Origin of the sequence: Actinomycetospora sp. (assembly GCF_036497585.1) — a bacterium.
Taxonomy (GTDB): Bacteria; Actinomycetota; Actinomycetes; order Mycobacteriales; family Pseudonocardiaceae; genus Actinomycetospora.
Map to the genome: position 1 here is coordinate 1 of NZ_DASXJD010000115.1, position 24,404 is coordinate 24,404.

Below are 24,404 nucleotides of genomic sequence, written 5' to 3' on the forward strand. Positions count from 1 at the left end.
TCTGGGTGGATGGTCCCTGACGATGATGGCCGACGTGCCGGAGGCATCGTCAGGGGATCGGCAGATGGCGCGGTGGCCGGTCACCGGACTCCTCGGGAACGCTGAACCCCACGGATTCGGGGCGCCGGTCGACAACCCGGCCGCGGCCCCGTGGAGACAGCAGCGGACGGAGTCCCATGTCCCACCATCTCGATGCACTAGCGGCGCTGACCCGCATCGAAGAGTTCGTCGCCTCGACCGAGCGCACGCGGTCCGCGGAGGACCGCGACCTGCCTGCCCTGCTGCACGCACTGCTCGGCGGAGCGCTCGAGACGCTTCCCGACGCCCGAGAGGCCGGGATCCTCGAGCGATCCCCGCGCGGGGTCCTGTCGCGTGCCGGCACCGATCCGGTGATCGAGGAGCTCGAACGCCTCGGCGCCGACCTCGGGGAGGGTCCGGTGTTGGCCGCCGGGACCCACGCGACCTCCGCGACCGCCGCCGTCACGGCGCTGGACTCGGACGCCTCCCACCGGTGGCCCCGCTGGGTCGCTGCCGCCCGGGCGGCCGGGTTCGCGTCCACCCTCGCTATGGCCCTTCCGGTGGAGGCCGGCAAGCGCCCCACCGTGCTGACCTTCTACGGCGCGCGGGCCGACGGCTTCGGCCAGACCGATGTCGAGGCCGCCCAGACCTTCGCCGCGCCGATCGCCGTGACGCTCCAGGCGATCGACCGTGCGGAGTCCCTCCAGCGGGCGGTGGCGTCGCGGGACGTCATCGGTCAGGCCAAGGGAATGCTCATGGAGCGCCACGGCCTGACCGCCGCCGCCGCGTTCGACCGTCTCGTCAGGATCTCCCAGCAGAGCAACGTCCGACTCGTGGACGTGGCGACCTGGCTCGTCGGACGATGCGGCACCGGGAGCCCGGACAGCGGAGAGCAGCCGGCCACAGGGGTGCAGCCGGCCACCGCGGCGCAGCCGGCACCCGTGCGTCTGCCGGGGCCGCGGCAGCGGGTGTCGGCGTCCGGGGCCGGCTGAGCAGGCGGCAGTCGCGTGACGTGGGCCGCGCCCGGTGTCAGGCAACCGCAAGATGATCGGCCGTGAGGCCCGGGAAGCCGAGAGACAGCGGGTTGAGATTCAGCCCGTGACACTGTCGCGGAACTGATGAGGAGTCTCATGACCACCACCGATCAGACCTCGGGCGTGACCACGGCGACCTCACGCGGGACGACCCGCTGGGGTCCCGCCTGGGTCGGCGCCGTCGTGGCCCTGCCCGTCTACCTGGTCCTGCAACTGCTGTTCGTGGCGTTCGGCTGGATCGCGCTGGGCGTGGACGGCTCGGGGGCCGGCACGGCCGCGAGCATCGTCAGCGCAGTGCTCGCGATCATCGCGCTGTTCGTCGGCGGCCTCGCCGCGGGCACCGCGTCGGCCTCGGAGCGGGGGACGAGCGTGAACGCGGCGCTGCAGGGTGCCATGGTGTGGGCGCTGACCGCGGTCGGCGTGCTCGCGGTCGCCGCGGTCGGCGGCGCGGCGGTCGCCGGCAACCTGGGCGGCCTGCTGTCGACCGTCACGGCCACCGGGCCGCAGCAGCTCGGCACCAACCCCGGCGTCCTGGTCGAGGCGAACCAGGCCATCCAGAACGGCGCCGGCTGGGCCGCGCTGTGGCTCGGCGTCGCGTTCGTCGCGGCGATCGCCGGGACGACGGCCGCCGCGTCGGCCACCGGTCGTCAGGTCGGCGAAGGCGCGTCGCACGCCGACCGCTCCGACCGGTCCGAGTCGGCACGGGAGTACGCGTCGAACGTGCGCTGAGCGTCGGCGCCACGCGAGCGCGAGTGCCCCCGGCTCCCAGGAGCCGGGGGCACTCGCACGTCCACGGGTGACGATCCGGTCACGGCGCGGCACGGCCCGGGGTCGGGACCGGCGACGTCGGGACCGGCGACGACTTCGCCGGTGGTGACGGAACGGGCGTCGCCGGAGAGCTCGACGAGCCCGGCCCGCGCTGGGTGGTGATCGTCGGCGCCTCTCTCGTGGGCGCCGTCGCGGGCAGGAGCTCGGGACTGACCTGGGGTCGCACCCCGCACCCGCCGAGGGCGACCGCGAGACCCAGCACGGCGACGAGCCCCCGGGCCCCGCGCAGGGTCATCGGGTCACCTCCGGCAGCTCCACGACGAACCGTGCGCCGCCCTCGGCCCGGTCCTCGGCCCACACCCGGCCGCCGTGACCGTGCACGTGCTGGGCGACCAGCGCGAGTCCCAGCCCCGTGCCGCCGCTGTCCTCGCCACGCCCGGGGCGGGGACCCCGGGCGAACCGCTCGAAGATCTGGTCCCGGAACTCCGCCGGGATCCCGGGCCCGTTGTCGTCGACCTCGAGCACCGCGTGACCCTGCCGCCGGCAGACGGCGATGCGCGTGACCCCGCCCGCGTACACCCGCGCGTTCTGGCACAGGTTGGCCAGCACCCGGTCCAGGCGCCGGCGGTCGGCGAGCACGAGGGGAGCGGGTCGCTCGACGACCACCGCGGCGGTCCCGACGAGGTCGGCCGGCAGGTTCTCCACGACGACGCCGAGGTCGACGGGCTCGAGGTCCGAGGTCGCCGGCGCCTGGATTCCCCGGGAGATCTCGAGGAGGTCCTCGACCATGCGGTGGAAGCGGGCGACGTCGGCGGTGAGCAGATCGACGGCCCGGCGCGCGGTCGCGGGCAGCTCGTCGCGCCGGCGCCGCAGCACCTCCCCGGCATTGATCATCGTGGTCAGGGGGGAGCGCAGCTCGTGGCTGACGTCGCTCGCGAAGCGGGCATCGCGCTGGACCCGCTGCTCGAGCGCCTCCGCCGTGGCGTTGAACCGGGCCGCGAGCGGTGCCAGGTCGTTCTCCGGTGGGACGGGCAGCCGGGCGCCGAGGTCCCCCTCGGCCATGCGCGCGGCGGCCTCGGTCAGGTCGGACACCGGACGCAGGGCGCGACGGGTGGTCCACCAGCCCAGCAGGGTCCCGAGCGCCGCCGCGGCCGTCGTCCCGGCGACCAGGGTGGCGCTGAGGAAGCGCAACGTGCGGTCGAGCTCGGTCAGCGGGGCCAGCTCCACGAAGAACCCGCCCCCGGGGGCGACCGGGACCGCCACGGCGAGCACCGGCGCGCCGTGCACCACCAGCCGTTGGCGGGCGGGTGTGCCGAGGCCGGCGGCGCGGAGCAGGTCGCCGGGCAGGGCGTTGACGTCGACCTGACCGACGGACGTCCACCGGTCCCCCACCCGGAGCACCACACCGGTCTGGGGCTCGCCGGTGAGCCCCACGAGCAGGGCCGGCAGGTCGGGCGAGCCCCGGGCGAGGTTGTCGCTCACCAGCCGGGCGTCGATGACCGCCTGGTCGGTCGCCCCGCGCTCGCGCTGGGCCAACATGTAGTTCGAGGCGAGCTGCCACGTGGTGAACGAGAGCAGTGCGGCGACGGCGAGGGTCACGAGCCCGAAGGCCGCCGCCACCCGCGCTCGCAACGACAGGGAGCGCAGGCGTCGGGCCGCCCGCGCCCTCACGCCCCGCCCGCGCGGTAGCCGGAGCCCCGGACCGTGAGCACGAGGGCGGGCTCGTCGGGGTCGTGCTCGATCTTGCGCCGGAGTCGGCGGATGTGGACGTCGAGCAGCCGGGTGTCGCCGAAGTAGTCGTACCCCCAGACGCGCTGGAGCAGCTGCTCCCGCGTCACGACGTCCCCCCGGGCGGAGGCGAGCTCGAGGAGCAGGCGGAACTCGGTGTGGGTCAGGTGCAGCGCCGCGCCGTCGCGCTCCACCACCTCGCGGGTCGGGTGGATCTCGAGGTCGCCCACCTGCACGACGGGGTTCGCGGACGCGGCGCCGGTGGTGTCGGGGCGGCGGCGACGCAGGAGTGCCCGGATGCGTGCCGCGAGCTCGCCCGCGACCAGCGGCTTGGTCACGTAGTCGTCCGCGCCCGCCTCGAGCCCGGAGATGACGTCGGCGGTGTCCGAGCGGGCGGTGGCGATGATGATCGGCAGGTCACCCCGGGACCGCAACGTCGAGCACACCTCGATGCCGTCGATGCCGGGCAGCATGAGATCGAGGAGCACCACGTCGAGGTCGGGGTCGACGACGTCGAGGGCCTCCTCGCCGGTCGCGGTCTCCACGACCTCGTAGCCCTCGTCGGCGAGGGCCAGCCCGAGGGCCTGGCGGATCCGTTCGTCGTCCTCCACGAGCAGCACACGGGTGGCCATGGCCGGGTCCTCTCCGCTCGCGTCCCCCTGAAGCCCACGCTAGTGCCGGCCACCAGCCCTCCACGCGCCGGTCGAGCCTGTGACCACGATCGTCAGGAGATCGTCAGCGGGTTTTGCGTGGCCCAGGCCGGAATGGACGACGACCCTTCGGGGCCGCTCCGCACGACGTCCTGACGAGGATGCGCCTATCGCCGTCAGGGCGAGGAACCTGCTGGGGTCCAGACGGGGAGTTCGACGGCGTCGCGGAAGCTCGTGCCCATGACCCGAGCGGCGACGAAGGGCTGGCCGAGCAGCCGCAGCACCGCGTTCCGCAGGATCAGCTGGCCCCGGTTCCTCGGCGCGAACGCGACGCCCAGCCCGCGCACGCCGTCCTGCTTCGCCCGCACGAACGACGCCAGCCGCTCCTCGTAGCGGGAGAACGCTCCGGCATGATCGCCGCCCGACCCGGCCAGCTCCGCGGCCAGGACGTACGCCTCGATCATCGCGAGCGCCGAGCCCTGCCCCGCGAGCAACGACGGGCATGCGGCGGCGTCACCGACGAGCCCGACCCGCCCCCGGGTCCACGCCGGCATCCGGATCTGGCTGACGCGATCGAAGTAGAACGAGTCCGAGGACGACATCGCCTCGAGGGCTGCCGAGGTCTCCCCGCCCGCTCCGGCCAGACGTTCGCGCAGCAGGTCCTGCTGGGCGACCGGGTCGGTCTCGGGAACGTCCCCCGCGTGTCGGAGGGTGATCAGGAACATCGTCACGTCGCCGGGCATCGACAGACGGACCAGCTGGAAGCCGATCCCCGCGTACATGACGGCGACGAGGTCGTCGCGCGGGCCGTAGCCGGTGACGTCGAAGGCGCAGACCACGATCCCGAGGCGTCTCTCGAACCGTTCCTGGGGGCCGAACACCAACCGACGCACCCGCGAGTGCAGACCGTCAGCACCGACCACGAGGTCCACCTCGCGCTCGTACCCGCTCTCGAAGGTCACGCGGACCCGGACGCCGTCGTCCTCCAGCGTGGACACGGTGTCGTCGAAGATGGTCTCGACGCGCCCCTCGAGGGCGTCATGGACCGTCGCGGCGAGGTCCGAGCGAGGGATGCTGACGTAACGCTCGTCCGAGCCGACGATCGCGCCAGGCGTGAACGAGGCGAACCCCTTCCCGCGGGAGGTCACCGCTCTCGCCTCGGTGAACCGATGCCCTCGCCGGCGGAGCTCCGCGACGATGTCCATCTTCTCGGCCACGTCGAACCCGGCGCCCCAGAAGTCGACGAGGTGGCCGCCGCGGCGGAGCGCCGGCGCCCGCTCGACGAGCACGGGCTCGTGTCCGGCTCTGAGCAGCCAGTAGGCGAGCGTCGGTCCGGCGACCCCCACGCCCACCACGAGCACCTTCACGACGGCCCCCGTCGCTGGACGAGCGGTGACACCTGCAGTGTGCAGCGATGGACTCGCAGCGGGCCGAGCTGCGACACATCGTCAGGGGATCGCAAGGCAGGTCACTCCCCGGCAGCCGTACCGGTCATGCGATGGACGCAGTCCCGGTCCGAGCCGATCAGCTCCGCCACCTCCTGCGCTGTCACGCCGGCCTCCAGGGCGTGCCCGATCGCCGTCCCCAGCCGAGCCCTCGCCGTGCCGATGGATCGCCGGTGGCAATTCCCGCAGGTGGCACCGTCCTCGGTCGCGTGCGCCGACCCGCGCCTCGGGAGTCGCTTCGAGGGCTCGTCACACAGCGGCTGTCCCAGGTCCCCGTTGGTGGGGCTGAGGAGGTGGACGACGCCGTCCTCGGTCCGGATGTTCGGCATGGCGCCCACGCTAGGACGGTCGTCGAGGCCGTGGCGGCCGCCTCGTGCGTCGCGCCCACTGCGCTCAGGTGTTGAGGACCCGGTCCATCCCGGTCAGCGCGGACGGCGACCCCGCGGTCGCGGCAGCCACGGTGCACGTCGGGGCCTCGGGCCTCACCGGCCTCGCGGCCGGCGCACTGCTGGCGTCCGCCGTGCTGTTCGGGTCCGCGAACACCGTCGGCTCCGCAGCGCTGCCCATCTGGACCGCGGGGCTGGTGCCCGACGAGCCCGCGGCAGCGTTCACCACGGCCCTGTTCGTCGGCTCGGTGGGCGCCACCGTCACCCCTCGGTGATCGGGGTCCTCGTCCCGACGGCGGGCCTGCGCGGCGTCCTGCTCGGCGCGGCCGGGTTGATGGCGACGACGGCGGTCGTGCTCGCGCTCGTCCGACGAGCGGGCCGGCGTGGGGGAGGTGTCGGCGGTGGTTGAATCGGCTCGACGACGACGCGGGGGTCAGCCGATGAAGCCCTTCCGGTTCGGTGTGGTGGCCGCGGCCCACCAGGGCGGGGCGGCATGGCGGGACACGGCGCGCCGCGCGGAGGAGCTCGGCTACTCGACGCTGCTCTGCCCGGACAACCTCAACCTGCCGACCCCGACGGCGTCGCTCGCGATGGCCGCTGCGGTCACCACGCGGCTGCACGTCGGCTCGTTCGTGCTGGCCGGCCCGCTGCGGACGCCGCGGGCCGCGGCGTGGGAGGCGCACAGCCTGGCGACGCTGACCGAGGGCCGCTTCGAGCTCGGCCTCGGCACCGGCCTGCCGACGATGCGGGAGCAGGCCGAGGAGCTGGGGCTGCCCTACGGCAACGGCCGGGAACGGCTCGACGCGCTCTCCGAGACGATCGACCACGTCCGCCGGCTCGACGGCGACGCCCACACGCCGGTCATGCTCGCCGCGGGAGGCCCGAGGGCGCGACGACTCGCCGCCGCCAAGGCCGACATCGTGACGCTGGCCGGCGGCGTGCTGACCCCCCGGGACGAATTCGCTGCCCACGTCGAGGACATCAGGGCGGCGGCGGACGGCCGGGACATCGAGCTCGCGTTGAACATCTTCGTCGTCGGTGAGCACGTCCCGCCGTGGATGCGTGGCTTCATCGAGGCCGATGCGGAGACCCTCATCGAGCACGACTCGTTGACGATGATCCGGGGCGGCGTGGACGACATGGCCGCCGAGCTCGAACGCCGGCGCGCCGAACTCGGTGTCTCCTACGTCAGCGTCAACAGTGGCTTCATCGAGGAGTTCGCGCCGCTGGTCGCACGACTGTCCGGAACGTGAGAGGCGCCGTGCTGATCAGGTCCAGGTCGACGGGGGCCGCGCCCTCGAACAGGGGGGAGGTAGCCGAGCACGACGGGGTGGACCACCAGGCGGTACTCGTCGATCAGTCCTCGGGGTACCGGTCTGCGAGCCTCTCCCAACACAACACTTTCTAGTACTAAATCGATACTAGCATTGCTCCACCAAACGGCACCCAGCATGAGCCGACGGCGGCAGCTGCGACGCCCCGGGGCCGGTCGTTCAACGTCTTCCCCGCCGCACCGTGAGCCCCGGATCGGATCCCGCGCAAGACACCCTCGACTGAGAACGGATGTCAAGGCGGACGCGGCTCAGCCGGGGAATTCGGTGACGCCGAGGGCGAAGTCCCAGTTCCCCACCCCGTGGCGGGCGAGGCCCATCGTGATCAAGCCCGCTCCTTCCAGCCAGTGCGCCATCTCCAGGCCGCCGACGTCCAGTGGGCGCAGCCCGAGGCTGATGATGAACGCCTCCACGCCCGCCTTGGCCTGCGCATCGTCGCCGGCGATGAAGACGTCGGGCCGGCCGTTCTCCAGGACGTGACGGAAGATGGTGTTGAACGCCTTCACCACGCCGGCGCTCGCCGGGGCGGCCTTGGCGACTTCCCCCGCGATCGAGGTGGCCTCGCGGTGGGCCAGCCCGTCGATCGTGGAATTGAAGGGGTTGCTGATGTCGACGATGACCTTGCCCGCGAGAGCGTCTCCGTACTGGGTGATGACCGGAACGACACCGTCGTACAGCAGGGCCACGATGACGATGTCCCCGGCCGGGACGGCACCCCACTCTCCCGTCGTGGCGCCGCCGCCGAGATTCTTGGCCAGGTCAGCGACCTTGGACTGATCACGGCCCATGACCTCGACGAGGTTGCCGCCCGCTACCGCCAACCCGCCGATGGTACGGGCCATGTTCCCGGTGCCGATGATGCTGATGCTGCCCACGAGGTGTGCTCTCTTCCTTGTTCTGGGCTTTCGATCTCGTTCGTGCCGGGTCGGGCCCGGCGCTCAGGTCACCGTGGTGCCGCCGTCGGCAACCAGCTCCATCCCGTTCACGTAGCTCGAGTCGTCCGAGGCGAGGAACAGTGCGACCGTCGCGATCTCCTCCGGGCGGCCCATCTCTCCTCGCGGGATCAGGGACTCGAACTGCCGCTTCGTCTCCTCGTCGAACAACTCCTCCTGCTTCGCCGTGGCGACCTGTCCCGGGGTCAGCACGTTCACCCGGATCCGCCTGTCCTTCAACTCGGCCAGCCACACACGGGCCCAGGTCTGGTGCACGGCCTTGCTCCCCGCGTAGACACTCCACCCGGGAAAGCCCCGCAGCGAAGCGTTCGACCCGGTCATGAAGATGGAGCCGCCGTCGTTGAGCAGCGGTAGCGCCTTCTGCACCGTGAACAGCGTGCCGCGTGCGTTCAGTGAGAAGGCGGCGTCGAACTGCTCCTCGGTGATCTCGCCGAGCCTGCCCTGCTCGCCCATCCCGGCACTGGCCCACAGCACGTCGATCGCGCCCTTCTCCTGCCTGACCGTGTCGTACAGACGGTCCAGATCCGCCAGATCGGCCGCGTCGCCCTGCACAGCGGTCACGTTCCGGCCGATCAGCTCGACGGCCTCATCCAGCGTCTCCTTTCGGCGACCCGAGATGAAGACGTGAGCTCCTTCGTCGACGAACAACTTGGCACCGGCCAGCGCCATGCCGCTCGATCCACCCGTGATCACCGCGACCTTGCCGTCAAGTTTTCCCACGATCACTCCACTGAGCTGAGAGGTGTGCGAACCGACCGGTCCGACTGCTAAGTACACCGACCTGTGTCCGTAACGTATCGGTTGGCCGTCCGCCACGCAAGCTACGTACACCGAGCGTTACCCGATGCGCTACGCTGGAGGCATGACGGAGTTGGAGAAGGGCCCCCAACGCCGGCGCCGCGGCAGGGGCGCACGCGAGCGCATCCTCGGCGCGTCGCGGCAACTGTTCCGCGACCAGGGCATCAACCGCACCGGCATGGACCAACTCTGCGAGGTGGCCCAGGTGTCGAAGCGCACGGCGTACCAGCACTTCACCAACAAGGACGAGCTGGTTGCCGAATACCTGCGCCGATTCGATCCCGACGTGATGCCCGGAGTGTTCGACCGCACCGACCTCACGCCCCGCGATCGACTCCTCGCCGCCTTCGAGGTGCCCGCGGCCGGGGACACCGCGCCCCTGTGCCCCTACATCGCGGCGGCCGTCGAAATCCACGACCCAGAACACCCCGCGTCCCGATGCGCACGCGACTACAAGAAGGCCATCGCCGCGCGGCTCGCCGAAACCGCCCGCGAAGCCGGCGCCACCGACCCCGAACAGCTCGGCGAACAACTGGCGCTGCTCCTCGACGGCGCCTCGGCCCGCACCCGAGTCCTCAACGCCGAATCCTTCCCCACCGCCGCCGCCATTGCCGCGGTCCTCATCGACAACGCGATCCCCACGACGGCCCCGACGATGACCGCGTAGGGAGCGGTGACGATGATCTTCTGGGCTCGGCCTGGTTCGGTCACGACCTCCCAGAGGCCGGGAGGTCGCCTCGAACCCGCCGTGCTGTGCCGAGCCAAATGTCGTCGCGCCACCAGCGCTCGAGCCATATGGTCCTGTCCATGAGCCAGCTCCGACCGGGACCGCGCCGAGCGCGCGGCCGTCGCCAGTCGTAGAGCACTCCTGCGTCTCCGGCACGGCTGCGCGCCCTCTCGGGGTGTGGGCCAGTGGCAAGCCACCGCTGTTGGGTAGGCGGAGACCGTGGGTTCGATTCCCACCACCCCGACCGACGGGACGTAGCTCAGTTGGACAGAGCGGCCGCTTCCGACGCGGCAGGTCAGGGGTTCGACTCCCCTCGTCCCGGCGAGGCCCGGTAGCTCAGCGGAGAGAGCAGCGGTCTACGAAGCCGCGTGTCGCAGGTTCGACTCGTGCTCGGGCCACCACGAACGCCGGCGGCAGCGTCGGCTCGGTCGTCGGGCAGCCAACCGAACTGCAACAGCCGCCGGGTGGCCGTCCATGTAGTCACCGATCGTCTCCGCCGATACCTGGATGGTCGGGCGGACGCCTACGGCGTGCGCGTCGTCCTGGACGCCGGCCGCCACAACGAACTGCACGCGGACCAGGTCCGTGCCTTACCAGGGCGAGTGCCCGGGACACCTCGTCCGGGTCGAGCGGGCGGTCGAGGACGAGCAGGGCGGCGACCTGCCAGGGCACCGACCCGCGGTCGACCGCCAGCTCGAGCAGGTCGTCCGCCCAGGCCCGGTCGATGACGTCGTCGGCGTCCACGGGTCGAGCGTGTCGTCGTGGCGGTCGCGCACCCAGGGCCGGAGGTCCCGCGACCGCGGACGACCTGCCGCGGGACGCTCCAGGCGCCCCGCAACCCCGTGGCTCCTCGGGTGACCATGATGGTGGTACGTTGCGCGCTCCCGCCCGGGGGTGCCTCGCCCGTCGCCCTCGAGGAGAGTCAGATGCGCCGTCGCGGTGTGTCCTTCGGAGCCGTCCTCTGGCTGATCATCGGCCTCGTCGTCGCGCTGTCGAACGGCTACGGGATCACGAACTTCTCGAGCCTGATCTCGTTCCTGCTCGCGCTCTTCCTGTGGCCCCTGGTGCTGCTCGGGGTGAGCCTGCACCTCCAGTTCTGACACCTCGGCGGCCGGCGCCGCGTCAGGACCGGTAGCAGTACGAGTCCGAGGACGCGTCCCCGCCCTGGAGACGCACCTGGTGGACGCGCCGGCCGCGGAAGGCGTCGCCGTGCGGGAAGAACCGGGCGTCCGGGGTCAGGCCGCCGGCGGGACCCACGTCGAACTTCGCCATCCAGGCGCCGACGCCGTCGGGATAGAACTGGTCGTCCCAGGCGCCGTAGAGCGAGTTGGTCACGTAGACCCGTCGCCCGTCGCGGCTCACCTCCACCATCTGCGGCCCGCCCGCCAGCGGGAGGTCGGGCTCGGCCGGGTGCGGCACGCGCCCGACGATGCCCCCGAGGCGCACGGACCCCACCTCGCGGGGGTGCGCCGGGTCGGCGACGTCGTACTGCTTGAGCTCGCCGGTGCCCCAGCAGGACACGTAGAGGAACCGGTCGTCGACCGACAGGTCGATGTCCGAGATCAGCGGGGGGACCGCGCCGAAGGGCGCGAGGGCCGGTGGGAGGAGGGTGGCGTCCGCGGGCTCCGCCGGGATCGTGATCACCTTCTCCACCTCGAACGGGGCGGTCGGCCCCGGCCGGTGCCACCGCCACACCGAGGCCGACAGGTCCGCGGTGGAGATGACGACCCCGACGAATCCCCAGGTCGCCTCCGGGTCGTGCGAGGGCCGGACCTCGAGGACCATCTGGTGCTCGGCGCCGAGGTCGACGCTCTGCTGGTGCACGCCCTTGGCCAGGTCCCAGAAGTGCAGCGTGTGGCCGTAGCGGTTCCCGAGCAGGAGCTCCGGGACGAGCCCGTCCTCGATCATCGACGGGCTGGCCCACTCGCTGGAGACGAGCACGTTCTGCTGGAGGTGCCACCAGGCGTCGTAGGCGAAGTGCTGGGGGCCGCGGTCGGTCTCCCACGGGCCCACGACGTCGAACGTGTCGTGGTCGAGCAGGGCGATGCCGCCCGGGCCGTCCGGGTCCTCCAGCGGGCCGCCGAGGCAGGTCAGGAAGATGCCCTCCGGTCCGCAGTGCAGCGTGTGGGGCCGGGAGTAGCCGGCCTTCGCGGACAGCTCCGCGGCGCTGATGGTCTTGATCAGCCGGGGCGCCCGGGGGTCGGGCCGGGTGTCGAGCACGTGGACGTCGGAGGAGCGCAGGCCGGGGACGAGCAGGTAGCGCCGCGAGAGCCCCTCGACGTCGTGACCCTCGTGCATGAGGGCGCTGCTGCAGGCGTTCCAGCCGAAGTGGTGGAGCTCCGCGCCGGGCGAGACGTCGGTCCACCCGACCACCTGCGCGTACCGCTCGGAGGCCGGGTCGACGTCGACGACGGTCATGGCATCGGGCGCGGCGCCGGAGCGGTCGAAGGCCGCGACGTAGGCGAGCCCCTCGGGCGGGGCGGCCGCGGCCTCGGAGGGGGAACGGTAGAAGGTCGGGTCCACGGTCGAGGTCATCAGACCTCCCCTCGCGAGCGGTGCGGGTCCTCCCCAGCGTCACATTCGTCCGGAAGCGGGGGTAGGCGTCGTCCGTCGGAGGGCGCAGGCCCGGACGGATGCCGAGGGCTGGGTGAACCGGGTGCCTCGGTCGCGGTCCGGCGCCGGGCGTCCACCGGGCGTGGCCGGCGGCACCCCCGGGGCCGTCCGTCGCGACGGGCGGCCCCGGGGAGCAGGTCAGAAGTAGGTCTTGCGTCCCACCGGGCGTCCGACGGCGCCGAGCAGCGTGAGGATCAGACCGACGACGAGCAGGATCCAGCCGATCGTGACGACGATGCTCGGGACGGCGGGCACCAGGTAGCCCAGGACGATCAGGATGATTCCGAGGATGATCACGGCTCTTGCCTCCGGGAGATAGGGAGCGGTCCGCCGAACCGGTGGCGATGTCGTGAGTGCTGTCCGGCCCGGCGACCCCGCAACGAGTCCCGGCGACGTCGTGGTGCTGGCGAGAGCCCGATTCGTGGACAAGTTGCGCCGGTTGCCGGAGATGCCGTCGCGACCGGCCGAGCCGGGATCGGCTCACTGGTCGTCGGACGCTGCGCGGCAGCGTCGGCACGTAGCGTGGGCCCGATGACCTCGAAGAACTCGTCACGACGGCCGTCCGACGCCGGGTGGGTGCGGCCCTGGCTGCAGCTCGTCGAGATCTCGGTGTCGGCCCCGATCGTGATCAGCTACCGCACCGCCCGCCTGGTGGCGGGCGGGTGGCCGCCGGACGCCCGCGAGCGCCGCGAGCTCGCCCGCATGGTCCGGGAGAAGGCCGAGGCGTTGGGCCGCGTGGCCGCGGCCGCGATCACGACACCGCCGAAGGACACCGCTCGGCTCGTGAGCGGCGTCGTCGCCCCGGTGCACCGCAGCGTGGTGTCCAACCGCAAGCGACTCAGCGGGCACTGAGGCGTCGGTTCAACCCGGGGGAGGAGGGCATCCCGGGGAGCTCGACGGCCGCGACGATCCCCGACCCGCGCTGGCCCGCTTCGAGGAGCTGATGCGGACGTTCGTCGACCGCGCGCAGACCGTGCGGCCCGCCATGCTGCGGGCGATGAACCCGCGGACCGCGACGGGCCGGACGGTGCAGCGCGCCGCGTTCGGGCTCGCCGCCTTCGCCACCGACAAGCTCGGTGGGCTGCTCGACCGGTTCGGGCGCCCGCCGCCGGACGCGATCGACCTCCCCGACTATCCGGTGGACCGGCGCGTCGGGGTGTGACCCGGGCGGGTCACGCGACGAGGGTCGCGCGGCCGATGGCCAGGGGACGGACGATCGGCGGCATCGCCGGCCACGCCGCGGCGCGCGCGTCGACCCGGAACCCGCTCGCAGTGACCAGCTCGAGCGTCGCACGGTTGCACCGGCAGCCCTCGGCGAAGCGCTGCCACGGCCCGGCGAGGCGGTCCTGCCAGCGGGCGAGCGTCGGTGACTCGGACCGGACGTGCTCGAGGAAGAGCAGCTGCCCGTCGGGCCGCAGGACGCGCGCGATCTCCCGCAACGCGGCGTCGGGCGCGTCCACGGTGCACAGGACGAGGGTCGAGACGACGGTGTCGACGCTCGCGTCGTCGAACGGGAGTGCCTCGGCGCGGGCGTCGATCACCCGCGCTCCGCGCGGGCCGCCGCGCACCGCCTTCTGCAGCCGCCCGCGCATCGCGGGGTCGGGCTCGGCGAGCACCAGGTCCTCGACGTCGCGGCGGTAGTGGCCGACGTTGAGGCCGGTGCCGCTCCCGATCTCCACCGTGCGCCCCCGCGCCTGGCCGAGGAGCTCTCGGCGGTGGGCGCCCATCCCGGCGCGTTCGCCGAGCCACAGGAACGGGTCGTAGAGCGCCGCGAAGAAGCGGGACCCGGCAACGGCGTCGGGCGGTGAGGTGTCGGTCGTCATGCGCACGACGGTAGGAGGGCGGAACCGGCGCGGCATCGCCCCGACGTGCCATCCCCGGGAGATGGCCCGTCCCGGCCACCGGAGCGCACCTACAGCAGTCCGAGGCGAGCGGCCTCGGCCACCGCCGCGGTGCGGGAGCCGCGGCCGAGCTTGCGGCGGATGTTCGCGACGTGACGGTGCACGGTGTGCGGGCTCACGACCATCTGCTCGGCGATCTCGCGGTCGCCCAGGCCGTCCGCGACGAGCCGCAGGACCTCGCGCTCGCGCCGCGACAGCAGCACCGCGGCGGGCTCGACGGCCGACGTCGTGCGGGAGCTCTCCGGGGCGAGGACCGTGCGCAGCGCCCGCACCACGCCCTCGGCGTCCCCGGCCCACGGGAAGTGCGCGCTGCCCGGCAGCGGAACCAGGGTCGCGTCGGGGATCGCCGCGGCGACCTCGCGGCCCAACCGGTACGGGATCGCGCGGTCGCCGCGACGGTGGACAACCAGTGTCGGCGCCTGGACCAGCGGCAACCTGTCCCGGACGTCGTTGCGGTACACCTGCTCGAGCAGCCGGGCGGCCGTCTCGGCGCTCGCCGCCATCCGTTGGAAGCGGGCGAACCGCTCCCGCTCCGCGGCGCCGACCTCGCCCAGGAAGATGTCCGACAGCAGGCGGGACCCGAGACCCCAGTGGGAGCGGACCGCGGCCACGATCGCGTCGCGCACCTCCGGCCGCGTGATCCCGGGGCCGTCGGCGTAGGCGCCGTAGAGCAGGAGGGCCTCGACCCGTTCCGGGAACCGCGCCGCGAACGCCGTCGCCGCGCACCCGCCCGACGAGCCTCCCAGCAACCGCACCCGGTCGGCTCCCAGCTCGTCGCACAGCGCGCCGATCACCTCGACCTCGCCGTCGAGGGTCAGGTCCTCGTCCCGCAGCTTGCGGTCCCGAGACCCCGACCCCGAGCCGGTCGTAGCGGACCACGGAGAACCCGTCACCGAGCGCGTCCCAGAAGCGGGCGACCGCGGCGTCGTCGCGGTCCAGCTCCAGGTGGCCGACCCACCACGCCGGGCAGATCAGCAGTGGTCCCTCGCCGCTGCGCTCGTAGGCGATGCGGCGGCCGTCCAGCGTCAGGAACCGGATCTCGTGGGCCGGCGGTGCCACTCCCGCAGCGTAGGCCGGGTGACCCCGATCCGGGGCGCGTCGGGGCCGCCCCCGACCCGCGCGAAACCGGCTCGCACGCGAGCGGCGCCTCACCCCTGCGATCGCGGGGGACCGACCAGCGCGTCGACGAGACGGTGCAGGACGTCGTGGACCTCGCCGGACGCCCGGTCGCGGTCGGTGGCGGTCGCGATGACGAGCGCGCCCTCATCGAGCGCGCCGATCAGGATGTGCGCGAGCGGGCGGGTGGGCTGGGGCGCCAGCTGGCCGGCGTCGATCGCCTCCCCGAGGAGCGCCTCGGTCAGGCCGAGGCTGTACTGGCGGGTCAGGTCACGGAAGCGGGACCACCCCAGGACGCTCGGGGCGTCGAGCAGGACCAGCCGGTGTACCTCCGGGTCGAGGCAGACCTCCAGCCACTCGTCCGCTGCGACGCGCAGCGCGGTCGCGGGGGAGTCCGGCGCAGCGCGCTCCACCGCGTCGACCAGGCGCGCCATGACCTCGCGCTCGATGTCGTCGAGCACCGCCACGAACAGCGCGTTCTTGTCGGCGAACTGGTGGTACATCGCGCCCCGGGTCACGCCGGCGGCGGTGGCGATCTCGGGGGTGCCCACCTCGGCGAAGCCGCGCTCGGCCCAGAGCCGCCGCGCGGCGGCCTTGAGGGCGGCACTCGTCGCGGCCGAGCGCTCCGCCTGCGTCCGACGCTTGTTTTCCATACACCCTGCCGGTAAGTTGAGAACAGGCTGTACGTAACATAGAGCACCGGGAGGCCGCGATGTCCGTCGCCGCACTGTCCACGGCCAACATCCACTACGACGGCGAGGGCCCCGCCACCGGCCGGCCGGTCGTGTGCGTCCACGGCTACGCCATGGGCGGGTCGCTCTGGGCACCGCTGCGCCGTCGTCTGGCCGCCGAGGGCCTGCGCTGCCTGACCCCCACCTGGCCGTTGGGAGCGCACCCCGAGGCGCTGCACCCCGGCGCCCCGTCGACCCTGCCCGGGGTCGCCGCCACGGTGGCGGCCTTCCTCGAGGCCCTGGACCTGCACGATGTCGTCCTCGTCGGCAACGACACCGGGGGACTGGTGGCCCAGCTCGTCGCCGTCCACCACCCCGAGCGTCTCGGTGCGCTCGTCCTGACCAGCTGCGACGCGTTCGAGAACTTCCCGCCGCCGGTCCTGCGGCCGTTCGTCCTCGCCTCCCGGAGCCGGGCGAGCTTCCGGGCCGCGGTGTGGCCGCTGCGCCTCGCGCCGGTGCGGCGCCGGGCCTACGGCGGCCTCGCCCACACCGACATCGACGGGCTCACCGCGGAGTGGGTGCGGCCCGCCCTCGCCGACCCGGCCGTCGTCGAGGACCTGCGCCGGCTGACCGCCTCGCTTGCCCAGGAGACGTCGGTGGAGGTGGGGGCGCGGCTGGGCGAGATCCAGCTGCCGACCCTGATCGCCTGGTCCGCCGACGACGTGTTCTTCCCGGTCGAGGACGCCCACCACCTCCAGGCGGAGATCCCGCACGCCAAGCTCGAGGTGATCGACGGGGCGCGGACCTTCTCGATGATCGACCGGCCCGACCGCCTCGCCGGGCTCGTCGCGGCCGCCGCCGCCTGACCTCCACGAGAATTTTTTCCGGGCGGGTGTCGAACGGCGTCGATCCCGTTCGTCGCCTGGGTGAGGGAGCGGCAACCGAGCCGGCTCTCCGCACCCACCGGAGGTCCCCGTGTCCACCACCATCCCCACCCACGCCACCACCACGACCACGACTCCGTCCGTCGGCTCGCTGCTGCTGACCGGCTCGGCGGCCGCCGTCGCCGCGGCCGTCTCCGCCGCCGCCGTGGCCGCGGTGGGCCAGGCCGTCGGCATCACGACGAACGTCGGGGGCGCGCCGATCCCGACGTCCGGGTTCGCCGTCCTGACCCTGATCTTCTCGGTCCTGGGGCTGGGCATCGGGGTGGCGGTGCGCCGGTTCTCCGGGCGCCCGCGCGTCGCGTGGTTCCGCACCACCATCGCGCTGACCGTGCTGTCCTTCGTGCCCGACCTGCTCGTCGACGCCGCCGTGACCACGAAGATGCTGCTGATGCTGACCCACGTCGTCGCAGCCGCCATCGTGATCCCCGCCGTCGCGCGTCGGCTGTCCTGACCACACCACCCGGAGAGAGGGAGCGAAGTCATGCACTACCTGCTGGGAGTCCGGATCGACGAGGGAGCGCCAACACTCACTGACGACGAGCGGGAGGCGATGTTCGCTCGGGTCGGGGGCGTCAACGACGAGATGAAGGCCGAGGGCGTCTTCGTGTTCGCCGGGGGCCTGCTGCCCTCCGACAGCGCGACGGTGGTCCGGGAGGTCAACGGCAGCACGACGATGACCGACGGTCCGTTCGCCGAGACGAAGGAGCAGCTCGGAGGGTTCTGGGTGCTCGAGCTCGACGATCTCGACGCCGCGCTGGCCTGGGCCGGGAAGGCCACGGTGGCCTGCGGTGTCCCGATCGAGGTGCGGCCCTTCGACGGCCTCGCCTGACCGGGACCGATGGACCTCACGAGCGTCTACCGGGCCGAGTACGGCCGCTGCGTCGCCACCCTGACACGCCTCCTCGGCGACATCGGGCTCGCCGAGGAGGCCGTGCAGGACGCGTTCGCGGTGGCGATGGAGAAGTGGGAGACCCTCCCGCCCAACCCGGGCGCCTGGATCGTCACCACCGCCCGGAACCGGGCCATCGACCGCCTGCGTCGCGAGTCGACCCGCGAGGCCCGCCACGCCCAGGCCCTGCAACTCAACCAGCCCGACGAGCCCGAGGAGGTGGGTCCGGTGCGCGACGACCAGCTCCGGCTCATCTTCACCTGTTGTCACCCGTCGCTGTCGCCGCTCGCACAGACCGCGCTCACCCTGCGCCTGCTCGGCGGGCTCGAGGTGCCCGAGATCGCCCGCGCCTACGTCGTGCCCGAGGCGACCATCTCCCAGCGCATCGTCCGGGCCAAGAAGAAGATCCGCGACGCCGGTATCCCATACCGGGTGCCCGGCGAGGCCGAACTGCCCGACCGGCTGCCGCCCGTGCTCACCGTGCTCTACCTGATCTTCAACGAGGGCTACACGGCGACGGCGGGTCCGCTGCTGCGCACCGACCTGTCTGCCGAGGCGGTGCGCCTGGCCCGCGCGCTCGCCGACCTGATGCCCGACGAGCCTGAGGTGCTCGGGCTGCTCGCGCTGCTGCTGCTCACCGAGGCACGCCGCCCCGCCCGGGTGGGCCCCTCGGGCGAGCTCGTGAGACTGGCCGACCAGGACCGCGCCCTCTGGAACGCCGAGCTGATCGCCGAGGGCCACGACCTCGTCCGCCGGTGCCTGCGCCGCGGCCGGCCCGGTCCGTACCAGATCCAGGCCGCCATCAACGCCGTGCACACCTACGGGGACGCCACCGACTGGCCGCAGGTCCTGGCCCTCTACGACCAGCTCCTCGCCCACGTCCCGACCCCGATCGTCGCGCTCAACCGCGCCGTCGCCCTCGCCGAGGTCCACGGACCCGCCGCCGCGCTCGCGGTCGTCGAGGAGCTGGACATCCCCGGCTACCACCTGCTGCCTGCCACCCGCGCGGACCTCCTGGCCCGGATGGGTCGGGACGACGAGGCCCGCGACGCCTACGACGAGGCCGTCGCCCTGGCCGGCAACGACACCGAACGGGCGTTCCTCGAGGAGCGTCGCGCCGGGCTCACGCCGTGAGCCCGCCTCCGGGATGCCGTCCCGGTCACGGCCCGGGCACCGCGTCGGTCGCGGCCCGGAATCGATTTCCGGAGCCCCGCGCTCCGCGGCGATAATGTCGCTCGATGCGGGTCCTGTTCGCGAGCACCGGCGGGGCGGGACACATCACGCCCCTGCTCCCGTTCGCCGCGGCCTGTCGCCGGGCGGGCCACGAGATCCTGCTGGTGGGTCCGCCCGGCCTCACCGCCACCGCGGAGCGGGAGGCGATCCCGTTCGCGCCGGGCGCGCTGCCCCCCGAGGCGGAGACCGGACCGGTGTGGGCCCAGATCCCGCACCTGTCCTCCGTCGAGGCCGAGCGCCTGGTCATCGGCCGGATCTTCGCGACGCTCGACGTCCGGGCGATGGTCCCCGCGATGCGCGCCGCCGTGGGCGGGTGGCAGCCCGACGTGATCGTCCGCGAGCCGGCCGAATTCGCCTCCGCGGTGGTGGCCGACGAGCAGGACGTCCCGCACGTCCAGGTCGCCGTCGGGCTGATCGCCGCGCACCAGCAGATCACGGGGATGGCGGCCCCCGCAGTCGAGGCGTGGCGCGCGGGGCTGCCGGCGCGGATCGCGGCGGCTCCGTATCTGACCCTCTTCCCGCCGTCGTTCGACTCCGGTCACGGGCCCGACCCGTCGCCGACCCATCGGTTCCGGCCGCCGCAACCCGTGCCCGGGCCGCTCCCCGACCTCTGGCCCGGCGACGAGCGCCCGCTGGTGTACGTGACGTTCGGCAGCGTGGCGGCGAGAATTCCCACGGCTGCCCCGGTCTACGGGCTCGCCCTGGAGGCGGTGGCCGACCTCCCGGCCCGGGTCCTGCTCACCACCGGTCACGGTGTCGGGGCCGGCAGCCTCGTCCCGCCGGGCCCCCACGTGCACGTCGCTGCGTGGGTCCCCCAAGCTGACGTCCTCGCCCGCGCGAGCGTGGTCGTGTGCCACGGCGGATCGGGCACGACGCTCGGGGCGTTGACGGCCGGCGTTCCGCTGGTGGTCACGCCGCTCTTCGCCGACCAGCCGGAGAACGCCCGTCGGGTGGCCGCACTCGGCGTCGGGGCCGCGGTTGCTCCGCGTGACGACGGGGCTTCGACCAGCGCCATCGACCCGGCCGACCTGCGGCGCGCGATCCTCGGGGTGCTCGACGACCCTGCGCCCGCTGCCGCCGCGCGGCGGATGGCCGACGAGATCGCCACGTTGCCGCTCCCGGACGGGGCGGTCCCGGTCATCGCCGCCACGGCAGGGCGCCGCCGTGCCGTCCGCTGACCCGTGGGCCAGGTCCTGATCTGCGCGATGACGCGGCTGTTCCTCTCAGACGCGGCCGCGACCAGGGGATGTCCGCGCAAATCACGAATCGGTAACGGACGGGCTCCGCGAAGCGATGTACGGGGTGGAGGGAGACGCCCCGAGGTGCGGGGCGCGCCTGCGTTGTCGATGTACGGGGAGGCTCTCAATGAGCCCACCAGCTGAACACGTGGCGGCGGCGCTGCGGACGACCGGTGGATGACCTCGGCCCGTGGGCGCCGGGAAGAGGGACGATGACGTGGTCCTGGGCGCGCCTCACGTGCGCTGCGGCGGTCGTGTTCGTGGCCGCCGCCGGGGCGACCTTCCTCGGACTCGGATCGCGTCCGGGACCGGATTCGGCGGCCGCCACCCCGCAGCCGCCGGCCGTCGGCGCCGCTCTGCTCCCGGGTGCTCCGCCGGGCCCCACGGCCGCACCCGCCCGCCCTGCCTCGACCGATCCTGGCCCGCCCGATCCGGCCGCGACCGACCCTGCGACCTCCGGTCCGGGGGCCGGTCCGTCGGGCGCCGCCGCGGGGACCGTGCCGGCCACGCGCGCGGACGCCCGGACCCGCTCCGACGAACAGAGACCCCCGGCCGGCGGGAAGCCCGGCGCCAAGGGCAAGGGCCGCGGTGACGGCGGCGGCAAGAAGGGCAAGGGCTGACTCCCCGTCGAGCGGGGCGGAGGTCAGCGGCTCGACAGCACCTGACTGCCGTCGATCTTCCAGGACCCTCCCTGCTGAACCATCCGGAAGAGCGTGCGCTCCTGGCTGGTACGGCCGCCGTCGTCGACGTAGGTGACCGTGGCGTCGACCGTGTCGCCCGGGCCCGGTGACACCCCGCGGACACTGGTGCTGCGGATGGCGCCCCAGAAGCGCGCGTAGCCGGCGAACCCACCGGCGGTGTTGCGCTGGTAGCCCGGCGTGAGGCGCTGCCAGCCCTCCGCCAGATCGGTCGGGATGAGCCCGTAGTAGTCGATGATCGCCTGCTGCTCCGCGACCTGGTCCGGCGTGCCCGGTGCCGGGGCCGCGGGGCCGGCGGACGCCACGCCGTCGCCGGACCCGCCGTCCGTCCCGGTGTCCTGGCCGGTGTCGGGCCGGCTCGCGGTCGTCGTCGGGGCCGGTGCGGCGACCGTGCCGCCGCCGGTGCTGCTCGTCGTCGCCAGCACCAGGGCGAGGACGACGGCGGCTCCCACCAGCGCGACCCCGACACCCGCGGCGACCAGCGGTCCGCGCCGGCGCCGTGGCCCCTCGTCGTCCGGGACCGGCAGGTGCTCCTCGCCGGGACCCGTCGCGGTGCCTCCGGCGAGCCCGGTCACGACGGGGAGGGTGGTGTCCGGGGTGGTCGGCGGCGGGGGAGCGGGGGCGGCGTCCACGGCGACCGGGCCGGCGGAACCTTCGGGAGGCGGTGCACCGGTGGCGGTGGGTGTCCGGGCGGCCGCGGCCGCCAGGGGGACGATGCCCGACCGGACCCCGCCGTCGCCCTCCTCCGGCGCGCTCGCCGGCCCGGGCCGCTCCTCGGCCACCTCCTCGGTCTCGGCCTCCACCGCCGCGAGGCGCCCGAGCTCGTCGCGCACCTGGTGCATCTCCGGTCGGCGTGCCGGGTCGTCGTCGAGCAGCCGTTCCAGCAGCGGGGTCAGGGAGCCGGCGCGGCGGGGCGGGGTGTAGTCGCCGGTCGCGACCCGGTGGAGCTGGGCGAGCGTGTTGTCGCCCTGGCCGAACGGCGGTTGACCCTCCACGGCCGCGTAGATCGTCGAGCCGAGGGAGTAGACGTCGGAGCGGAAGTCCGCCTCGGCGCCGCGCGCCACCTCGGGAGCGAGATAGGCCGGGGTCCCGGCCACCATCCCGGACGTGGTCACGGTGGCCTCGTCGATCGCGCGGGAGACCCCGAAGTCGGTCACCTTGACCACGCCGTCGGCGCCGAGCAGGACGTTGCCCGGCTTGACGTCGCGGTGCACGATCCCGGCCGTGTGGGCGGCGGTCAGTGCCGCGGCGATCTGGTGCCCGACGCTCGCGGCGGCCAGGGGCGTCAGGACGCCGCGTGCGGCGACGACCTCGGCCAGGCTCTGCGAGGGCAGGTACTCCATGACCAGCCAGGGCTCGGCCTCGTGGTCGACGACGTCGAACACCGCGATCGCGTTCGGGTGGTGCAGTCGGGCGAACAACCGGCCCTCGCGCATGACCCGCCGGTGGGCCCGGTCCCGGCCGTGGTCGTCCACCGCGCCGGGCAGCCGGACCTGCTTCAGCGCGACGGTGCGACGCAGCCGCTCGTCCTCGGCGCGCCACACGACCCCCATCGCGCCGCTGCCCACGCGCTCGGCGAGTCGGTAGCGCCCGGCGATCAGCTGGTCGTCCTCGGCCACCCGGGTCCTCCTCACCCTCGCGCGCCGCGAGAGTCTGCCCATCCGCGCCCCGGCGCATACCTCACCGGAGCACCGAGGTGCGTCGTCGGCGGTGCGCTCGGCCGTCGTCAGCGCAGAGCCGCCCTCTGCCGAGTGGTCCCCCGGCGCTGCCCACACCCCGCTTCCGCAGCTCCGGGGGACCACTCGACGAGGCTCCGCATCGGTCGCCGGCAAGGAGGGCACCTTGTCAGGGAACACGCGTACGCACCTCGGCCGCCTCGCCGGCGGGCTGCTGGTGACCATCGGCTTCGTCGGGCTCGGCGGTGGCGTGGCCGACGTCGCGGAGTCCGGCACCATCCAGGAGGCCGGCGCCGCCGTCCACGAGGTGGAGGAGTCCACCGGCGTCGGCCCGCTGACCGAGAAGGTCGACGACGCCACCGGCGTCACGACGATCGACAACGAGCTGGGTGGACCAAGCTCGAGGACGACGGCCTCGGGATGGGCTGAGCGATCCAGCAGGACGAGCCGGGTCACGTGTCGCGTGACCCGGCTCTTCCGTGTGGTCGAGGCTTCACCGACCCGAGAACGCGCGGAGGGCCTCCCGCCGGGGACCGCTCCCGGTCAGGCCGGCGGCGTCGTGACCGGCGCCGGCGCAGGCGCACGACCCGGGATGCACAGCCCGCCCGGGGTGGACGTTCGTCCCGCATTCCTCGTCCAGGTGTCCGCGGTGCCGGCGGTGCCGGTCCCGGTGGACTCGTCGACGCAGTCGACGTCGCTGCTGCCGGCCGCGTCGCGCTCGTCGACCCGCGGGACATCGCCGACGCCGCGGCCACGGTGCTCACCCGGCCGGGTCACGACGGGGCGGTCCCATCCGCTGTGCGGGCCGGAGGCGCTGGGCCCGGCCGACGAGGTCGCGATCCTCGCCGAGGTGCTCGGCCGCCCGCTGCGCCACGTCGAGGTCACCCCGTCGGCCGCGTACCGGGTGATGATCGACGCCGTCCTGCGCGGGCTCATCGGCACGCCGCGCACCTTCCGCGACTGGGCGCGCGACCACGTCGCGTCCTTCGCCCGAGCCGCGTGATCCGGACACGGAGCGGGACATCGGTCTCTTGACAGCGATCCTTCGACTATCAAAAGATGCACTCGACGTCGCCGTGGTTCATCCCCCCGAACCGCGGATGGCGCCGGGTCGGCTGCCGCCCTGTCCCCCCGGGGCGGTCAGTCGGCCCTCTCTCCCGAGGTCGACGACGAGTCGCACGCCGCCCGGTCGCCCGCGCGCCCCGCCGCTCGGACGGACGACTGGATCCGCGCGGGATCCGCCGCGCGGGCCCGCAACGACGATGCCATGGCGCGGAGCAGCTCGGTGAGTGAATCGCGCCGTTGCGAATCCGTGGCCAGAGCCGGATCGGCCTGCGAGAGCGCATTCTCGAGATCCGCGGCGAACAGCGAGAACATGGTGTCGATCGCCGAGCGTCCCCTCGGGGTGAGGCCGACGAGGATCCGTCGGCCGTCCTCAGGATGCGCCGCGCGCGCGACGAGGCCGGCCGAGACCAGCCGATCGATCAGCGTGGTCGCACTGCCGGCCGTCAGCCCGGTGCGCGCGGCGATCTGCGTCGGCGTCACGTCGCCCTGGTGGAGGAGCTCGCCCAGCACGTCGGCCTCGTT

Annotated in this window: 29 protein-coding genes and 3 tRNA genes; 19 read left to right on the plus strand and 13 right to left on the minus strand. The window is 73.5% G+C overall.

Translation table 11 applies throughout. The features are described from left to right. The first annotated feature begins 176 nt into the window (after positions 1–176). The gene (locus VGH76_RS11345) at positions 177–1,010 is read left to right on the plus strand and encodes an ANTAR domain-containing protein (RefSeq protein WP_331556787.1); all 834 of its coding nucleotides are present in this window, start codon (positions 177–179) and stop codon (positions 1,008–1,010) included. 138 nt (positions 1,011–1,148) lie between these two features. After that, positions 1,149–1,781 carry a hypothetical protein gene (locus tag VGH76_RS11350; RefSeq protein WP_331556788.1) on the plus strand — a complete coding sequence of 211 codons (633 nt, stop codon included), beginning with the start codon at positions 1,149–1,151 and terminating at the stop codon, positions 1,779–1,781. A 79-nt stretch (positions 1,782–1,860) separates the two neighbouring features. Here the strand turns inward: VGH76_RS11350 and VGH76_RS11355 are convergent, their stop codons facing one another. The 4 genes from VGH76_RS11355 to VGH76_RS11370 form a co-directional block, all read right to left on the minus strand. Continuing rightward, positions 1,861–2,115 (minus strand): hypothetical protein, encoded by a 255-nt coding sequence (locus tag VGH76_RS11355; RefSeq protein WP_331556789.1) that lies wholly within the window; start codon positions 2,113–2,115, stop codon positions 1,861–1,863. Further along, on the minus strand, positions 2,112–3,452 hold the full coding sequence (locus VGH76_RS11360) for a HAMP domain-containing sensor histidine kinase (RefSeq protein WP_331556790.1): 1,341 nt from the start codon (positions 3,450–3,452) through the stop codon (positions 2,112–2,114). Before VGH76_RS11360 ends, VGH76_RS11355 begins: the two co-directional genes overlap by 4 nt. 35 nt (positions 3,453–3,487) lie before the next feature. Continuing rightward, positions 3,488–4,180 carry a response regulator transcription factor gene (locus VGH76_RS11365; protein WP_331556791.1) on the minus strand — a complete coding sequence of 231 codons (693 nt, stop codon included), beginning with the start codon at positions 4,178–4,180 and terminating at the stop codon, positions 3,488–3,490. Between the two features lie 194 nt (positions 4,181–4,374). Next, positions 4,375–5,565 carry an FAD-binding domain gene (locus VGH76_RS11370; protein WP_331556792.1) on the minus strand — a complete coding sequence of 397 codons (1,191 nt, stop codon included), beginning with the start codon at positions 5,563–5,565 and terminating at the stop codon, positions 4,375–4,377. 478 nt (positions 5,566–6,043) lie between these two features. Between VGH76_RS11370 and VGH76_RS11375 the strand changes: the two genes are divergently transcribed. From VGH76_RS11375 to VGH76_RS11385, 3 genes are read left to right on the plus strand one after another with little or no spacing between them, the layout of a single operon-like run. Next, on the plus strand, positions 6,044–6,304 hold the full coding sequence (locus VGH76_RS11375) for a hypothetical protein (RefSeq protein ID WP_331556793.1): 261 nt from the start codon (positions 6,044–6,046) through the stop codon (positions 6,302–6,304). Further along, positions 6,301–6,438, plus strand: coding sequence for a hypothetical protein (locus VGH76_RS11380; protein WP_331556794.1), 138 nt, complete (start codon positions 6,301–6,303; stop codon positions 6,436–6,438). The genes VGH76_RS11375 and VGH76_RS11380 overlap by 4 nt, the downstream gene beginning before the upstream one ends. A gap of 31 nt (positions 6,439–6,469) precedes the next feature. Beyond that, entirely contained in the window at positions 6,470–7,282 is an 813-nt protein-coding gene (locus VGH76_RS11385; RefSeq protein ID WP_331556795.1) for an LLM class flavin-dependent oxidoreductase, read from the plus strand. 329 nt (positions 7,283–7,611) lie between these two features. On the opposite strand, the gene VGH76_RS11390 is transcribed toward VGH76_RS11385, so the two are convergent. Both VGH76_RS11390 and VGH76_RS11395 read right to left on the minus strand, forming a co-directional pair. Next, on the minus strand, positions 7,612–8,235 hold the full coding sequence (locus VGH76_RS11390) for an NADPH-dependent F420 reductase (protein WP_331556796.1): 624 nt from the start codon (positions 8,233–8,235) through the stop codon (positions 7,612–7,614). A gap of 63 nt (positions 8,236–8,298) precedes the next feature. After that, entirely contained in the window at positions 8,299–9,033 is a 735-nt protein-coding gene (locus tag VGH76_RS11395) for an SDR family NAD(P)-dependent oxidoreductase (protein WP_331556797.1), read from the minus strand. Positions 9,034–9,175: 142 nt separating this feature from the next. Between VGH76_RS11395 and VGH76_RS11400 the strand changes: the two genes are divergently transcribed. From VGH76_RS11400 to VGH76_RS11420, 5 genes are all read left to right on the plus strand, one after another. Next, positions 9,176–9,778: a helix-turn-helix domain-containing protein gene (locus VGH76_RS11400; RefSeq protein WP_331556798.1), complete on the plus strand. Its 603-nt coding sequence runs from the start codon at positions 9,176–9,178 to the stop codon at positions 9,776–9,778. A gap of 231 nt (positions 9,779–10,009) precedes the next feature. After that, a tRNA-OTHER gene (locus tag VGH76_RS11405) sits at positions 10,010–10,082 on the plus strand. Positions 10,083–10,086: 4 nt separating this feature from the next. Continuing rightward, positions 10,087–10,160 (plus strand) — tRNA-Arg (locus VGH76_RS11410). Between the two features lie 3 nt (positions 10,161–10,163). Then, a tRNA-Arg gene (locus VGH76_RS11415) sits at positions 10,164–10,239 on the plus strand. Positions 10,240–10,764: 525 nt separating this feature from the next. Then, complete coding sequence (locus VGH76_RS11420; RefSeq protein ID WP_331556799.1) at positions 10,765–10,938, plus strand: hypothetical protein; 174 nt, start codon at positions 10,765–10,767, stop codon at positions 10,936–10,938. A gap of 22 nt (positions 10,939–10,960) precedes the next feature. On the opposite strand, the gene VGH76_RS11425 is transcribed toward VGH76_RS11420, so the two are convergent. Together VGH76_RS11425 and VGH76_RS11430 are read right to left on the minus strand one after the other, a co-directional pair. Beyond that, entirely contained in the window at positions 10,961–12,373 is a 1,413-nt protein-coding gene (locus VGH76_RS11425) for a selenium-binding protein SBP56-related protein (RefSeq protein ID WP_331556800.1), read from the minus strand. A gap of 216 nt (positions 12,374–12,589) precedes the next feature. Continuing rightward, on the minus strand, positions 12,590–12,748 hold the full coding sequence (locus VGH76_RS11430; protein ID WP_331556801.1) for a DUF6131 family protein: 159 nt from the start codon (positions 12,746–12,748) through the stop codon (positions 12,590–12,592). Positions 12,749–12,982: 234 nt separating this feature from the next. Between VGH76_RS11430 and VGH76_RS11435 the strand changes: the two genes are divergently transcribed. Then, entirely contained in the window at positions 12,983–13,303 is a 321-nt protein-coding gene (locus tag VGH76_RS11435) for a hypothetical protein (RefSeq protein WP_331556802.1), read from the plus strand. A 91-nt stretch (positions 13,304–13,394) separates the two neighbouring features. Next, positions 13,395–13,613, plus strand: coding sequence for a hypothetical protein (locus tag VGH76_RS11440; RefSeq protein WP_331556803.1), 219 nt, complete (start codon positions 13,395–13,397; stop codon positions 13,611–13,613). Between the two features lie 10 nt (positions 13,614–13,623). Here the strand turns inward: VGH76_RS11440 and VGH76_RS11445 are convergent, their stop codons facing one another. The 3 genes from VGH76_RS11445 to VGH76_RS11455 all read right to left on the minus strand — a co-directional run bounded on the left by VGH76_RS11445 (position 13,624) and on the right by VGH76_RS11455 (position 16,121). Beyond that, positions 13,624–14,274 (minus strand): class I SAM-dependent methyltransferase, encoded by a 651-nt coding sequence (locus tag VGH76_RS11445; protein ID WP_331556804.1) that lies wholly within the window; start codon positions 14,272–14,274, stop codon positions 13,624–13,626. 89 nt (positions 14,275–14,363) lie between these two features. Further along, the gene (locus VGH76_RS11450; RefSeq protein WP_331556805.1) at positions 14,364–15,245 is read right to left on the minus strand and encodes an alpha/beta fold hydrolase; all 882 of its coding nucleotides are present in this window, start codon (positions 15,243–15,245) and stop codon (positions 14,364–14,366) included. 255 nt (positions 15,246–15,500) lie between these two features. Next, positions 15,501–16,121 carry a TetR/AcrR family transcriptional regulator gene (locus tag VGH76_RS11455; protein ID WP_331556806.1) on the minus strand — a complete coding sequence of 207 codons (621 nt, stop codon included), beginning with the start codon at positions 16,119–16,121 and terminating at the stop codon, positions 15,501–15,503. Positions 16,122–16,180: 59 nt separating this feature from the next. Here VGH76_RS11455 and VGH76_RS11460 point away from each other — a divergent pair, with 59 nt between their 5' ends. The 6 genes from VGH76_RS11460 to VGH76_RS11485 all read left to right on the plus strand — a co-directional run bounded on the left by VGH76_RS11460 (position 16,181) and on the right by VGH76_RS11485 (position 21,063). Continuing rightward, positions 16,181–17,005: an alpha/beta hydrolase gene (locus tag VGH76_RS11460; protein WP_331556807.1), complete on the plus strand. Its 825-nt coding sequence runs from the start codon at positions 16,181–16,183 to the stop codon at positions 17,003–17,005. A gap of 109 nt (positions 17,006–17,114) precedes the next feature. Continuing rightward, the gene (locus VGH76_RS11465; protein WP_331556808.1) at positions 17,115–17,534 is read left to right on the plus strand and encodes a DUF6069 family protein; all 420 of its coding nucleotides are present in this window, start codon (positions 17,115–17,117) and stop codon (positions 17,532–17,534) included. A 30-nt stretch (positions 17,535–17,564) separates the two neighbouring features. Beyond that, positions 17,565–17,912 (plus strand): YciI family protein, encoded by a 348-nt coding sequence (locus VGH76_RS11470; RefSeq protein WP_331556809.1) that lies wholly within the window; start codon positions 17,565–17,567, stop codon positions 17,910–17,912. Positions 17,913–17,921: 9 nt separating this feature from the next. Continuing rightward, positions 17,922–19,106, plus strand: a complete 1,185-nt coding sequence (locus tag VGH76_RS11475) for an RNA polymerase sigma factor (RefSeq protein ID WP_331556810.1) — start codon at positions 17,922–17,924, stop codon at positions 19,104–19,106. A 104-nt stretch (positions 19,107–19,210) separates the two neighbouring features. Further along, positions 19,211–20,383, plus strand: a complete 1,173-nt coding sequence (locus tag VGH76_RS11480) for a glycosyltransferase (RefSeq protein WP_331556811.1) — start codon at positions 19,211–19,213, stop codon at positions 20,381–20,383. A gap of 557 nt (positions 20,384–20,940) precedes the next feature. Beyond that, complete coding sequence (locus VGH76_RS11485) at positions 20,941–21,063, plus strand: hypothetical protein (protein WP_331556812.1); 123 nt, start codon at positions 20,941–20,943, stop codon at positions 21,061–21,063. A 23-nt stretch (positions 21,064–21,086) separates the two neighbouring features. On the opposite strand, the gene VGH76_RS11490 is transcribed toward VGH76_RS11485, so the two are convergent. Continuing rightward, positions 21,087–22,760, minus strand: coding sequence for a serine/threonine-protein kinase (locus VGH76_RS11490; RefSeq protein WP_331556813.1), 1,674 nt, complete (start codon positions 22,758–22,760; stop codon positions 21,087–21,089). A 223-nt stretch (positions 22,761–22,983) separates the two neighbouring features. On the opposite strand from VGH76_RS11490, the gene VGH76_RS11495 reads away from it, so the two are divergent. Then, on the plus strand, positions 22,984–23,820 hold the full coding sequence (locus tag VGH76_RS11495; protein WP_331556814.1) for a hypothetical protein: 837 nt from the start codon (positions 22,984–22,986) through the stop codon (positions 23,818–23,820). A gap of 137 nt (positions 23,821–23,957) precedes the next feature. Here the strand turns inward: VGH76_RS11495 and VGH76_RS11500 are convergent. Then, positions 23,958–24,404, minus strand: a 447-nt coding sequence (locus VGH76_RS11500) for a MarR family winged helix-turn-helix transcriptional regulator (RefSeq protein ID WP_331556815.1), incomplete at its 5' end; no start/stop codon positions are given.